The following is a 13570-nucleotide window of genomic DNA, read 5'->3' on the forward strand; positions in this document are numbered from 1 at the left end:
CGGTGCGCGAGCCGGACCGGCGGATCGGCGCGGACCAGCTGCGGGCCGCGGCCACGGCGGCCGCCGCGCTGCTGTGGCGGTCCGGCCCGGCGCGGCTGGCCGGCCTCCTGGTGATGACCGCGGCCGCGGCCATCGCGCCGATCGCCACCGCCTGGCTGACCAAGCTCGTCCTCGACCGGCTGGTCTCGCGCACCGGCGCGGTCGGCGGCCTCGCCGCGGCGCTGGCGCTCGCCGGGCTCGCCCTCGCCGCGCTGCCCGTGGTGGTCCACTACGTCCGCGCGCAGATCGGCCGCGCGGCGAGCACCGTCGCCACCGACGGGCTGTTCGCCGCGCTGGGCCGCCAGGTCGGGTTGCGCACCTTCGAAAACCCCGCCTACCAGGACCGGTTGCGGCTGGCCCAGGAGAGCTGCGGCCGGATGCCGGAGATCGTCGACGGCGTCGGCGGCACCCTCAGCGGCACCCTGTCGCTGGTCGGCTTCCTCTGCTCGCTGTTCCTGCTGAGCCCGGCGATGACCGGCGTCGTGCTGGCCGCCGCGATCCCCGCGCTGCTCGCCGAACTGCTGCTGGCCCGGCGCCGCGCCGCGGTGGAATGGCGGATCGAGCGGTTCGCCCGCCGCGAGTTCTTCTACAGCCAGCTGCTCACCGGCACCGCCGCCGCGACCGAGATCCGGCTCTTCGGCATCGGGGCGTTCCTGCGCGCCCGGCTGATGGACGAACGCCGGAGCGCGAATGACGCGCAACGCCGGATGGACGAACGGGAGCTGCGGACCATGGGCGGCCTGACGGCGCTGAGCGCGGCGGTCGCCGGTGCGGGCCTCTGGTGGGCGATCACGTCGGCGCGCGACGGGTCGCTCAGCGCCGGCGACGTGTCCATGTTCGTGGCCGCCGTCGCCGGGGTGCAGGCCGCGCTGGGCACCCTGGCGTCGGCGATCGCCGACGGCCAGGCCCGGCTGCTGTCGTTCGCGCACTACGTCGCCGTGGTCCGCGCCGAACCCGATCTGCCGAGCGGGTCCGGGGACACCGCACCCGCGTTGCGGCGGGGACTCGAGCTGCGCGACGTCTGGTTCCGCTACAGCGACGACCACCCGTGGGTGCTGCGCGGCGTGGACCTCACCATCCCGCACGGCGCGGCGGTCGCCCTCGTCGGCCTCAACGGCGCGGGCAAGAGCACGCTCGTGAAGCTGTTGTGCCGCATGTACGACCCGACACGCGGGCGGATCCTCTGGGACGGCGTGGACCTGCGCGACATCCCGCCCGCGTCGCTGCGCGACCGGATCAGCGCCGTGTTCCAGGACCACATGAACTACGACATGACCGCCGCCGAGAACATCGGGCTCGGCGAGCTGTCCGCGATGGACGACCGCGCCCGGCTGGTGGACGCCGCGACGCGGGCGGGCGCGCACGACCGGATCGCCGCGCTGCCACGCGGTTACGACACGCCGCTCACCCGGATCTTCGAGATCGGCACCGACACCGGGGACGCGTCGACCGGGGTGGTGCTCTCCGGCGGGCAGTGGCAGCGCCTGGCGCTGGCCCGCTCGCTCGTCCGCGAGGGCCGCGACCTGATGATCCTCGACGAGCCGAGCTCCGGCCTCGACCCCGAAGCCGAACACGAGGTGCACGCGCGCATCCGCGAGCACCGGCAAGGCCGCACCAGCCTGCTCATCTCGCACCGGCTGAGCGCGGTGCGCGACGCCGACCGCATCGCCGTGCTCGAAGACGGCCGGGTGGGCGAACTGGGCACGCACGAAAGCCTGCTCGCCGACGGCGGGGGTTACGCGCGCCTGTTCCGCCTGCAGGCCGACGGCTACCAGGCCGTGCCGTGAAAGCGCCGGTTTTCGCGGCGCTGCTGGCGGCCGGCTGCGTCGTCGCCGCCCGGCGGCTGCTGATCCTGACCACAGTGGACGGTGCGAGCATGGCGCCGGAACTGCTTTCGGGCGACCGGGTCCTGGTGCGCCGGACCCGCCGTCCGCGACGGGGTCAGGTGGCCCTGCTGCGCTACCCGCGGTTGCCGAGCGGGGCGCCGGCGGAGCAGCAGCTGCTGCTCAAACGCGTGGTGGCGCTGGCAGGCGACCGCGTCCCGGCCGGCTGGGCCGACCCGGACGTCCACGGCCTCGCCGGTGCGGTGGTACCCGCCGGCAGCGCCGTCGTCCTGGGCGACAACCGGCCGACCAGCTGGGATTCGCGGCACTACGGGTTCGTGCCGCGGGAGCGTCTGGTCGGCGTGGTGGTGCGGCACGTCTCCCGTGGGTGAGGGTGCCTCGCGCCGGCGTGGCCGTCGAATGCGTCGAACTCCCGGCCGGGCATGGGCGGACGCGCGGAATCGGCTGGGGTTGCGGGAAAACCGGTCCGGTGCGTCTCCGGTCAGTCCCGGCTGATCGTTCGGGCAGGGTTCCCGCGGGTGGGTCCCCCGGTTCGCTAGGGTCGAGAGCTTCGAGACGATTGTGGAACTCTGCGGAGGGGGGCCTGCGCGGTGAGTAATCCGTTGGTTGCGCCGGTGAAGGATTCGACGACAGCGGTGTCCGGGGTGCCGTTGCTCGAAGACGCCACCGGCCTGAAGACGGCGATCGAGAGCGGCGACTGGGCTTCGGTCGCGATGGGGGCCGTGGGCACCGCGCTGGACGCCCTGACCGCCGCCATGGACCCGTTCGGCGCGATCTTCGCCGCCGGGGTCGGCTGGCTGATCGAGCACGTCGGGCCGCTCAAGGAAGCCCTCAACGCCCTCACCGGCAACGCGGACGAGATCACCGCGCAGTCGCAGACGTGGACGAACGTCGCCAAGGAGCTCGAAGGCGTGTCCACCGAGCTGGTGGACCTGGTCAAGAAGGACCTCGGCGGCTGGGCGGGCCCGGCGGCCGACGCCTACCGCACGCGCGCGCAGGACACCTCGACGCTGATCGCCAGCGCGCAGAAGGGTTGCGAAGGCGCGGCCAGCGGCGTCAAGACCGCGGGCGAGGTCGTGGCCGCGGTGCGCACGCTCGTGCGCGACATCATCGCCGAGCTGGTCGGCCACCTGATCTCGTGGGCGCTGCAGGTCGTGTTCACCCTCGGCATCGGCCTGACGTGGGTCGTCCCGCAGGTCGTGGCCGCGGTCGCCAAGACGGCGTCGAAGATCGCCAGTGTCACCACCAAGCTGGTCAAGGCCCTCAAGGCGCTGGTCCCGCTGCTGAAGAAGGCCGGGACGCTGTTCGAAGACGCCGCCAAGGCGTTGAAGAACATCAAGCCCGGCAAGGTCAAGCCGGCCGGCAAGCCCAAGGACATCACCGCCAAGTCGTCCCCCGACCCCACCCCGCACGGCAAGGGCGGTGATTCGACGAACACCGCCGGTGACCACAGCGGCGGCGGCAGCTCCGGTGGCCACGGCGGCGACTCCACCGGTACCGCGGGGGACAAGGGCAAGGGCGGCGGTTCGGGCGGTGGTTCGGGTGGTGGCGAGAACACCGGCCCGGCCGGCACCCACGACAACCCCCCGGGCGGTGGCGGGCAGAACCACCCGGGCGGCAACGGTTCCCGGGGCAACCCGGACGGCACCTCGCCGCAGGGGATCCGCGGCCAGGGGGAGAACAACCGCCCGATCGGCAACGAGGTCTGCGTGACCGACCCGGTCGCCGTCTCGACCGGGCAGATGGTGATGGAGGAAGTGGACGCCACCCTCTTCGGCGTGCTGCCCCTGGAGTTCCGGCGGACGCACTTCTCCGGCTACCGCGCCGGGATCTTCCTCGGCGACGGCTGGGTGTCCACTGTGGACCAACGGGTCGAGGCCGACGGAGACGGCGTCAGCTTCGCCGCCGAGGACGGCACCCTGCTGCGTTACCCGCTGCCGGGCCCGGACGACTGGGTGGTCGCCGAAGGCGGGCCCCGCCGTCCGCTCAAACGCGCCCCGGACGGCGGGTTCCTGATCGACGACCAGGGCCAGGGCCGCCTGCTCTACTTCGCGCCGGGTGCCGGTGCGGCGCTGCTGACGTCGGTGACCGACCGCAACGACAACGCCTTCGAGGTCGTGCGCGCCGAGGACGGCAGCCCGCTGGAGATCCGGCACACCGCCGGGCACCGCGTCCGCTTCGAGACCCGCGAAGGGCTCGTCACCGCGCTGTTCGCGGTCTCCGGCGACGGCGAGGTCGAGCTGGTCCGGTACGGCTACGACGGCCGGAACCTGGTCTCGGTCACCAACGCCTCGGGGCAGCCGATGCGCTACACCTACGACGGCGCGGGCCGCATCACGGGCTGGACCGACCGCAACGACGAATGGTTCCGCTACCACTACGACGACGCCGGCCGCGTGGTGCGCACCGAAGGCTCCGGCGGCTTCCTCGACTGCGTGCTCGAGTACGACCCGGACAACCGCGTCACCCGCTCCACCGACGCGCTCGGCCACACCTCCGAGTTCCACTTCAACGAAGCCGGGCAGGTCATCCGCGAGATCGACCCGCTCGGGCGGGCGACGCTCTCGGAGTGGGACGCGCGCAACAACCTGCTGAGCAGAACCGATCCGCTGGGCCGCACCACCCGCTACCACCACGACGAGCTCGGCAACCTCCTCGCCGAGATCCGCCCGGACGGGACCGAGCGCGCCTTCGAACGCGACTCGGCCGGACGGGCGGTGGCGGTGCACGACGCGCCCGGCGTCGTGACGCGCTACGCCTTCGACGAGCGGGGCAACCTCACCACGGTCGTGGCGCCGGACGGCGGGACCACCCGGTACCGCTTCGACGACCAGGGTGCCGCCGTGGCGATGACCGACGCGACCGGGGCCACGGTCACCGTGGTCAACGACCCGGCCGGGCTGCCGGTCGTGGTGACCGACGCCCGGGGCGGCGTCACCCGCTACGAACGGGACGAGTTCGGGCGCGTCACCACGATCGTCGACCCCGCCGGCGGGGTGGAGCGCTTCGCCTACACCGTGGACGGGAACCTGGCCTGGCACCAGGATCCCGACGGGAGCCAGGACCAGTGGGTGCTGGACGGCGAGGGCAACAACCGGGTGCACATCAGCGCGGCCGGCGGGGTCACCCGCTACGAATACGGCGGGTTCGACCTGCAGACGGCGCGGATCCTTCCCGACGGCAACCGGATCTCGGTCACCTACGACGCCGAGCTGCGGGTCGACACGGCGACCAACGAGCAGGGCCGGGTGTGGCGCTACGAGCGGGACACGGCCGGGAACCTGGTGCGGGAGACCGACTTCACCGGCGGGGTGACGACCTACGGGTACGACGCGGCGGGCCAGCTCGTCGACCGCGTCCGCCCGGACGGCCGGCGCACGACGTTCCGCTACGACCTGGCCGGGCACCTCGTCGAGCAGCTCGACGGCGACCGCGTCACGAAGTTCGAGGTCAGCGCCACCGGGCAGCTGCTGTCGGCCGACGACGGCACCACGCGGGTCAGCTACGAGCGGGACGCGGTGGGCCGCGTCCTCGCCGAGACGGTCAACGGCCGCACGGTGCGCTCCGCCTACGACGCCGAGGGCCGCCGGGTTCGCCGGCTGACCCCGTCCGGCGCGGAGAGCGCGTGGGAGTACGACGCCGCCGGGCTGCCGGTCGCCGCCCGGCTCGCGGGCCGGGACCTGCGCTTCGCCCACGACGCCGCGGGCCGGGAGGTCCGCCGCTCCCTCGGCACCGGCGCCACGCTGCTGCAGACCTGGACCCCGAACTCGCAGCTGGCGACCCAGGCGATCACGGACCAGGCCGGCACCGTCCACCAGCAGCGCTCCTACGGCTACCGGGCCGACGGCGAGCTGGTCGCGCTGCACGACCAGGCCGGCGGCCCGCGCGAGTTCGGTCTCGACCCGCTCGGCCGGATCACCGAGGTGCGGTCGCCGCGCGGGTCCGAGTCCTACCGCTACGACGAGGCCGGGAACATCACCGACGCGTCGTGGCCCACGGCCGAGACGGACCTCGTGGGCCGGCGGACGTTCGTCGGCCCGCTCGTCACGGCCGCCGGCGGGACGCGCTACGGGCACGACCGGCGAGGCCGGGTCGTGCTGCGGGAACGCACGATGCCTGGCGGCGCGAAACTGACCTGGCGGTTCACCTGGGACGGCGACGACCGGCTCGTCGCGGCCGGCGTCCCCGACGGCAGCAGCTGGCGCTACACCTACGACGCGCTGGGCCGTCGCGTCGCCAAGGAGCACCTGGCCGCGGACGGCCGGACCGTGCTCGAACGCGTCGAGTTCACCTGGGACGGGCAGCTGCTCGTCGAGGAGGCCCGGCACACGCCCGAGGGTGTGCAGGCGACGGTGTGGGACTACGAGCCCGGCGACTTCCGTCCGCTCGCGCAGCGCGGGCGGACGGCCCGGCCGGGGCAGGCCTGGGTGGACACCCGGTTCGACGCCATCGTCGCCGACCTGACGGGCAGTCCCGCGGAGCTCGTCGACGACCACGGCCGGATCACCTGGTGCGCCCGCCCGAGCGTGTACGGCGCCCCCACCGGGGCGGGTACGCCGGCGGCGACCCCGCTGCGGTTCCCCGGGCAGTACTTCGACGCCGAGACCGGGTTGCACTACAACGCCCAGCGCTACTACGACCCGGTGACCGCGCGCTACCTCAGCCCCGACCCGCTCGGCCTGGAGCCGGGCCCGAACCCCTACGCCTACGTGGACAACCCGTTCGGGCAGATCGACCCGCTGGGCCTCACCCCGAAGTCCTGCGGCAAGCCCAATCTGACGATCGACACGAACGTCGGGCCCAGCCCGATGAAGCAGTCGCCGGGCGGCGGGAAGTACAGCCAGTCCCCGGGCGGCAACTGGTACAAGGAATCGGCGCCGGCGGGGCCGAACAAGAACAAGAAGAACCGGCCCGCGGCGGGGATGGACAACCCCAGCTGGACGCACCAGAACATCAAGCCGATGTTCGACAACGCCCTGGTCAACAAGCACCAGATGCCTCCCGGCCTCAAGACCGACGCCGAGAACAAGTGGATGCAGAAGCACGGCCAGTTCCAGACCTACCACCAGGACGGCACGCCGGACCTCGTCGTCCCCAAGAAGAACGCGATCATGGGGCACAACAAGGCGGCGGGCACGTACTTCAACGAGACGGGTCACAAGCTGCCCATCGCGGACAACAAGCACTACAACCGGCAGGGCAGCAGCTACGGTCAGGTCGAGTACTCGAAGAGCTCGTCGGGCACCGGCGCGCACGAGGACAAGTACATCCCGCCGCGTCCCGACCGCGGTTCGCACCCGGGCTACACCAACCCGGCCGCCCCGGGCCACACCGGCGGCCCGTGGCCGTCCTACCCCCACGCGCCGAACGGGGTGCCGCCGAACTCGAACCCCATCTCGCCCGGCGGCACGCCGATCCCGCACGCGCCGACGTCCGAACGCCCCCCGACGGGCCTCCCGCTGGTCCACACACCCCCGGGGTCCCCGGTCGACCCGCCGGGGAAGCGGCCGCGGTTCGACTGACGATCCGCCGGCCGCGGGGGTGCCCCGCTCGAAAGTCCGTGAAGGCCTCCTTGAGGGACGTAGAGTCTCTCAAGGAGGCCTTCACGGACCCTGCCCAGGGATGGTGCGGCGTCGCGTGTGGGAGGGGCCGAGCGCGGTGGTGCGCAGGGCCTGTGGGAGTGCGTAGCCTTTCGGTGGCGGTCCGCCCGCGTACTCCTTGAGGAAACTTGCCATGCCCGACGACGATCCAGCCGCCGTGGTCCTGCCGGACGTGCTCGCGCAGGACCTGCGGGTGGTGTTCGTCGGGATCAACCCCGGCCTCGCGGCCGCGGCGGCCGGGCACAGCTTCCACGGCGCCGGCAACCGGTTCTGGCCCGCCCTGCACCGCTCCGGGTTCACCCCGCGGCGGCTGCGCGCGGAGGAGGAACGGCTCCTGCCGGACTGGGGGCTGGGCATCACCAGCATCGTGCGCCGCCCGACGGCCCGCGCCGCGCAGCTGTCCCGTGCCGAACTCGTCGCGGGCGGCGAAGACCTCGCCGAACGGGTCCGGGCGGTCCGGCCGCAGTGGCTGGCGATCCTGGGCGTCACCGGCTACCGGGTGGCGTTCGGCGCACCCCGGGCCCGGCTCGGTCCGCAGCCCGGGACGCTCGGCGGCGCCCGCGTGTGGATCGTGCCCAACCCCAGCGGCCTTAACGCGCACTTCCCGCCCGCGGCGCTCGCCGTCGAGTTCGCCCGGATGCGGGCCGCCGCCGGTGTGCCCGACCGTTCCGGGATCCTCGGCGACGGCCCGTTCCCGGAACCCGGGCACTGACCCGCGCCGCGGGTCCCGGGCCGCCCCCCGAGGCGGTCCGGCGCCCGCGGCCGGCGGTCAGTGGGCGGCGCTGGTGTTCACCTCGCCGTTGACCCCCTTGGGGAAGAAGCCGCCGGAGGTGGCGGCCTTGTTCGTCAGGTAGACGATGTTGAGGACCTGGCCGGGCGAGCGGCTGTAGGCGATGCCGTTCGCGTCGGTGGGGACGATGTTGGCGTTGCCGTGGCTGTCGATGACGCCCTGGTCGTCGTCGCCCGGCCCGTCGAGGCTGTCGCGGGCGGCCGACAGCTTGACCGTGGCGTTGGCGTCGCCGCGCTGGTAGAGCGCGCTGCGGATGTTGGCCGCGTGGTAGGCCTCGACGGCGAGGATGCCGGCCGCGGCTTCGAGGTAGGTCTTGTTGGTGATCAGCGGCGCGGCACCCTTGTAGGCCGTGACGCCGACGTCTTCGAAGAGGAACGCGGCGAGCAGGAAGTTCTCCTCGCAGGAGAACGCGTCGAAGCTCTGCCCGGGCTTCACGAGCCCGGCGGCCTGCGCGGCGGCCGTGAAGCTGGACCGCAGGTCGATGGCGGGCCGGCTGACCGCCGCCGAGCCGAGGGCCGAGCGCAGGAACCGGACGTGCGCCTTCTCGTCGCCGGCGATCTCCTGGGCGTACTGCTTGGCGGCGCGGGTCTGGAAGCGGACGGCGCGTCCGCCGGTGACGCCGCCGCGGGCGCCGGTGCCGGTGGTCATGGCGTCGTCGAGGCCGCGGCCGGTGACGGCGTGGAGGTAGAACTCGGCTTCGAGGTACTCGAGGTTGAGGGCGAAGTTGAGGACGGCGGCGTCGCTCACCCCACCGGCCGCGGCGGCCGCGGCGGCGGGCCGGACGGTGGCCGCGGACGCGGGCCCCGCGACGAGGCCGCCGAGCGCACCGGCGCCGACGACGCCGAGGCCGGTCATCCCGGCCGCCTTGAGGAAGCGACGGCGGTCCTGGTCGTTCTCCGCGCTCCGGTTGATCATCGAAGCGGCATAACGTTTGCCAAACACGGACGAACTCCTCCCCGCCCGCGCACGGCGGGCGTAACCCACCGCCGGAATTCCCGGCACCGGGCGGATTCTTCGTGGACCTCCCACTTTCGAGGCCCGGGCCGCCGCGGATGGGTCGTCACCCTGAACGGGCGAAAACGCGGGCGGCGGGCGGGTCACCGCGGGTGTCCACATCGGTCCGTTCCGGGAGTTCCGTGGCCGGTACCGGCCACGGAAAACGCCGCGCGTACCCCCTACCCGACGGTAGAAAACCCTTTCGGGTAAAAGAAAAAAAGAATGTTTTCCACCAATCTGGTGACGTCCTTCGCCTCGAAACCTGACTGACGGTGAAGTCCAGACCTGAAAGGGGGTGAGATGGATGGATACTTCCCAGAAGGACTACGTGCTGGTCGACCACCCGTTACTACTGCGGGTGCTCGTTGTGGCCGGTGCGTTGTTCGGATTCACCCTGGTGGCGTTGGCCGTGTCGGGGGCCGCGGACGCTTCCGAAGGTTCGCCGCCACCGGATCGGCCCGGTCTGCTCGACGGAGCCGGGCAAACGGTGCACGGCGTGCTCAAGCCGGTCGAACCGGTGCTGAAGCCGGTCACCGGCGCCGTGTACACGGTGTCGTCGCAGGTCGCTCCGGTGGTCAAGCCGGTGGCGGGCACGCTGCACACGGTGACGTCGGTAGTGGCCCCGGTGGTGCGGCCGGTGACGAGCGGGCTCGAGCCCGTGCTCGCGCCGGTGACCCGTCCGGTGCTGCAGGCGGCGGAGCCGGTGCTGTCGGCCTTGCGGCCGGTCACCGAGCCCGTGCTGCACGCGGTGTCCCCGGTGACGTCGCCGGTCCTGCACGCCACGGCTCCGGTGACCGCACCGGTGGTCCGGGCGATCGGGGCCGGGTACGTCGTCCCGGCGGTGACCGGGCAGCCGGCCGAGCCCACTCCGCGCGGTGACACCAGTGCCCCGTGGGCGGTGGTTGCGCCGGCGGAGCAGGTCGCACCGGTCGGCTGGATCGCCCCGGTGGCCGCCGAGCAGGGTGATACCCAGCGTCGTCACGATGCTCAGGTGGGTTCCCGGCACGTCGCCGGGGACGCGGCTCCGGAGATGGCCGGCGTGACCGGCCCGATGTCCGGATCCGGCGGCGGACTGCCCGCCGACGTCTCCGGCACGAGCGGCGCGATGTCGGCGGGTTCCGGTGCTCAGCACGGCGGCGAGTACGCCGTGACCGCGGCCGGGACCGGTGCGGCGGGAACCGATCGATTCTGGCGGGCGCCACCTGCGGGCTCGTGGTCGTTGCACTGGCTGGAATTCTTCGGCAACGACCATCCGAGCTGACTTTCCCTTTCCACCTCCGGAATCCACATTGGACAGAAGGTAAGGAAAGGGAAGTCATGCACAAGTACGTGCGACGCGGCCTGACCGCCGCATTCATCTCCGGCGGGTTCGTCCTGCTGGGCAGTGCGGTGGCCAGTGCGGACACCGGGAACGCGAACCCGCTCGGCGGGCTCGGCAACACCCTGCACTCGGTCGTGACCGGCACCGCCGGCGGCGGCGACGGCGGGACCTCGGGCACCGGCGGGAACGCGAGCAGCGGCAACACCGCGGTCAGCGGGAACTCCGGTAACTCGGGCAACTCCGGCTCCACCGGCGGCAACAGCGCCTACGGCGTTTGTGTGCTGGCCAAGTGCACTACCTCGGTGTCCTCGGGTAATTCCGGGAACACGGGCGCGACCGGCTCGACCGGGAACGCCTCGAACACCAGCACCACCAGCGGTGGCCACTCCGGGAACGCCGGCAACGGCGGCTCCGGGACGGCGGCGGTCTCGGGCAAGAACACCGCGGACTCGCGGGGCGCCCGCGGCGTCGGCAAGGCGCTCGGAACCGTCACGGGCACCGCGAAGGGTGGCAACGGTGGCAACTCCGGCGACGCCGGGAACGCCACCAGCAGCAACTCCGCGACGTCGGGGAACTCGGGCGATTCCGGGAACTCCGGCTCGACCGGGGGCAACAGCGCCTACGGCCTCTGCCTGCTGGCGCAGTGCAGCACCACCGTGTCCTCGGGTGACTCCGGGAACACCGGCGCCACCGGCTCGACCGGTGACGCGACCAACACCAGCACCACCACCGGCGGGAACTCCGGCCGGGCGGGCAACGGTGGCGACGCCACCGTCGTCGGCACCGGTCACAACTCCGCCGGCACCAACGGTGGGCACGGCTGGGGCTGGCACCGGCACGACCAGGGCGGCAACACGGGCGTCCTGGGCTCGGTCACCGGCACCGCCAAGGGTGGCAACGGTGGCAACTCCGGCGACGCCGGGAACGCCACCAGCCACAACTCCGCGGTGACCGGGAACTCCGGCACCTCGGGTGACTCGGGTTCTACCGGTGGCAACAGCGCCATCGTGTGGACCCTGGGCGGCCAGGACAACGGCCGTGGCCACCACAGCGATGGCTGGAACAACGGCGGCTGGAACAACGGCGGCTGGAACAACGGTGGCTGGAAGCACGAGAGCGGCACGAAGTCGGCCACCACGGTGACTTCGGGCAACTCGGGTGACACCGGCGCCACCGGCTGGACCGGTGACGCGGGCAACACCAGCGTCACCACCGGCGGGAACTCGGGCTGGGCGGGCAACGGCGGCGACGCCACCGTCGTGAGCACCGGCCGGAACTCCGCCACGAACAACGGTGGGCACCGCTGGAACCACCAGGGCGGCAGCACGAGCGTCCTGGGCTCGGTCACCGGCACCGCGACCGGCGGCAAGGGCGGCGACTCCGGCGACGCCGGGAACGCCACCAGCGGCAACAACGCGGTGAGCGGCACGTCCGGCACCTCGGGCGACTCGGGCTCGACCGGCGGCAACACCGCCGTCACGTCGACCCGCGGCCACGAGCAGCAGGGCCGTCACCACGGCGGCGGCTGGAAGCACGAGAGCGGCACGAAGTCGGCCACCACGGTGACTTCGGGCAACTCGGGTGACACCGGCGCCACCGGCTGGACCGGTGACGCGGGCAACACCAGCGTCACCACCGGCGGGAACTCGGGCTGGGCGGGCAACGGCGGCGACGCCGGCGTCCTCGCCTCGGGCTGGAACACCGTCGCGCACGCCCCGCACACCGTCTGACGGTAAGCGGGAGGACAACGAGCGGGGGCACCGGATTCCGGTGCCCCCGCTTCGTTTCGCCGGGGACCCCGCGACCCGTCGGGAAGACCGGGTTACGGCCGCGCGGCTCAGATCGCGCGGGCGATGGCGATGTTGCCCGCCAGCCGTTCACCGGCTTCGTAGATCATGTACTCGTGGCCCTGGTAGGTGCCGAAACTGGGCGCCGCGCTGCGGCCGTTGTCCGGGCTGCCGCTCAGCGAATCGTGGAACACCCCGAGGTGGTTGCGCTTCGAGAAGTCGGTGCCCACCTCGGTGATCATCAGGTTGCCGCCGTGCGCGATGTCGGTGTTGTAGACGACGTACGTGCTGTTGTTGCGGTTCAGCAGGTGCGGGCCGCCGATGTCGTTGGCGCCGACGTCCGAGTGCTTCACCAGTGGCGTCTGCGAGAACGTCCAGTTCAGCGCGTCGGGTGACCAGCCCCAGCCGATGTCGCGGTGGTTGCTGCTGTTGTTGATCATGAAGACCATGACGTACCGGGCGTTCTTCGACGGCACGTCCTGGCGGAACACCCGCGCGTAGGACGTCTCGGTCGTGCCGGCGGGCTGCAGCCGGGTGGACAGCACCTCCTTCTCGTAGGTGAAGTGGATGCCGTCGGCCGAGCTGGCGAGGCGGGTCACCGTGTTCTCACCGTGGAAGTACAGGTAGATCCGCTTGACGTCGTCGTTCCACAGCGCGTGCGGCGACGAGACGTGGCTGACCGAGTACTCGCCGGGCCACGAGTTCTTGATGATCGGGTTGCCCGCGTACTCGGTGAACTCCTGGTCGAGGGTGTTCGCGTAGGCCAGGCAGATCCCGCCCGGCGCGTCGTGCGGGGCGTAGTAGAGGTAGTACGCCCCGAGCGCGTCCGGGATGCGGCCCGCGGTGCCGCGGATGCAGGGGAAGATCAGCTCGCCGGTCGGGTTGTACTCGAGCTTGCTCTTCACCAGTGCGAGCCGCTGGTACCGGTAGTCGGGGAAGCCGGCCGGGGCCGCGAGGGCCGGCGCCGGCAGGAGGGCGCCCGCGCCGAGTGCGGCGGCACCGGCCAGCAGGCCGCGTCGAGTGAGGGACATGGTGCCGCTCCTTCGCCTTCGAAGTGTTCGCGTTCCGGCGACGGTGGCACGCGTCCGACAGCGAAGTCAATGGAGTAATACGTATTAGTACGGTCGGGGCAGGTTCGCTGGAGTTTCGGGCAAAACGGTTGACGGTGTTCCGGCCGGGCCGCACGCTGGCTA

The 13570-nt window shown here is 72.4% G+C and carries 8 protein-coding genes; 6 read left to right on the forward strand and 2 right to left on the reverse strand.

All coding sequences use genetic code 11. From position 1 onward, the window contains the following. The first annotated feature begins 2 nt into the window (after positions 1-2). From OG494_RS02015 to mug, 4 genes are all read left to right on the forward strand, one after another. Positions 3-1826: an ABC transporter ATP-binding protein gene (locus tag OG494_RS02015; protein WP_328451341.1), complete on the forward strand. Its 1824-nt coding sequence runs from the start codon at positions 3-5 to the stop codon at positions 1824-1826. Beyond that, entirely contained in the window at positions 1823-2254 is a 432-nt protein-coding gene (locus OG494_RS02020) for a S26 family signal peptidase (RefSeq protein WP_328451343.1), read from the forward strand. The genes OG494_RS02015 and OG494_RS02020 overlap by 4 nt, the downstream gene beginning before the upstream one ends. Positions 2255-2473: 219 nt before the next feature. After that, positions 2474-7405, forward strand: coding sequence for an RHS repeat-associated core domain-containing protein (locus tag OG494_RS02025; RefSeq protein ID WP_442874375.1), 4932 nt, complete (start codon positions 2474-2476; stop codon positions 7403-7405). 211 nt (positions 7406-7616) lie between these two features. Next, positions 7617-8195 carry a G/U mismatch-specific DNA glycosylase gene (mug, locus tag OG494_RS02030; RefSeq protein ID WP_328451347.1) on the forward strand — a complete coding sequence of 193 codons (579 nt, stop codon included), beginning with the start codon at positions 7617-7619 and terminating at the stop codon, positions 8193-8195. A gap of 57 nt (positions 8196-8252) precedes the next feature. Here the strand turns inward: mug and OG494_RS02035 are convergent, their stop codons facing one another. After that, positions 8253-9215 (reverse strand): ferritin-like domain-containing protein, encoded by a 963-nt coding sequence (locus OG494_RS02035; protein WP_328451349.1) that lies wholly within the window; start codon positions 9213-9215, stop codon positions 8253-8255. A gap of 358 nt (positions 9216-9573) precedes the next feature. Here OG494_RS02035 and OG494_RS02040 point away from each other — a divergent pair, with 358 nt between their 5' ends. Further along, positions 9574-10530, forward strand: a complete 957-nt coding sequence (locus tag OG494_RS02040) for a hypothetical protein (RefSeq protein WP_328451351.1) — start codon at positions 9574-9576, stop codon at positions 10528-10530. Between the two features lie 56 nt (positions 10531-10586). Next, positions 10587-12320, forward strand: a complete 1734-nt coding sequence (locus OG494_RS02045) for a beta strand repeat-containing protein (RefSeq protein WP_328451353.1) — start codon at positions 10587-10589, stop codon at positions 12318-12320. Positions 12321-12427: 107 nt separating this feature from the next. On the opposite strand, the gene OG494_RS02050 is transcribed toward OG494_RS02045, so the two are convergent. Further along, complete coding sequence (locus OG494_RS02050) at positions 12428-13408, reverse strand: hypothetical protein (protein WP_328451355.1); 981 nt, start codon at positions 13406-13408, stop codon at positions 12428-12430. Positions 13409-13570 lie beyond the last annotated feature (162 nt).

It is taken from the genome of Amycolatopsis sp. NBC_00438 (assembly GCF_036026695.1).
Taxonomy (GTDB): Bacteria; Actinomycetota; Actinomycetes; order Mycobacteriales; family Pseudonocardiaceae; genus Amycolatopsis.

Bases quoted from the DNA above. Each gene is read 5' to 3' on its own strand.
- OG494_RS02050 (WP_328451355.1), bottom strand. From the start codon at position 13,408: ATGTCCCTCACTCGACGCGGCCTGCTGGCCGGTGCCGCCGCACTCGGC.
- OG494_RS02040 (WP_328451351.1), top strand. From the start codon at position 9,574: ATGGATACTTCCCAGAAGGACTACGTGCTGGTCGACCACCCGTTACTA.
- mug (WP_328451347.1), top strand. From the start codon at position 7,617: ATGCCCGACGACGATCCAGCCGCCGTGGTCCTGCCGGACGTGCTCGCG.
- OG494_RS02045 (WP_328451353.1), top strand. From the start codon at position 10,587: ATGCACAAGTACGTGCGACGCGGCCTGACCGCCGCATTCATCTCCGGC.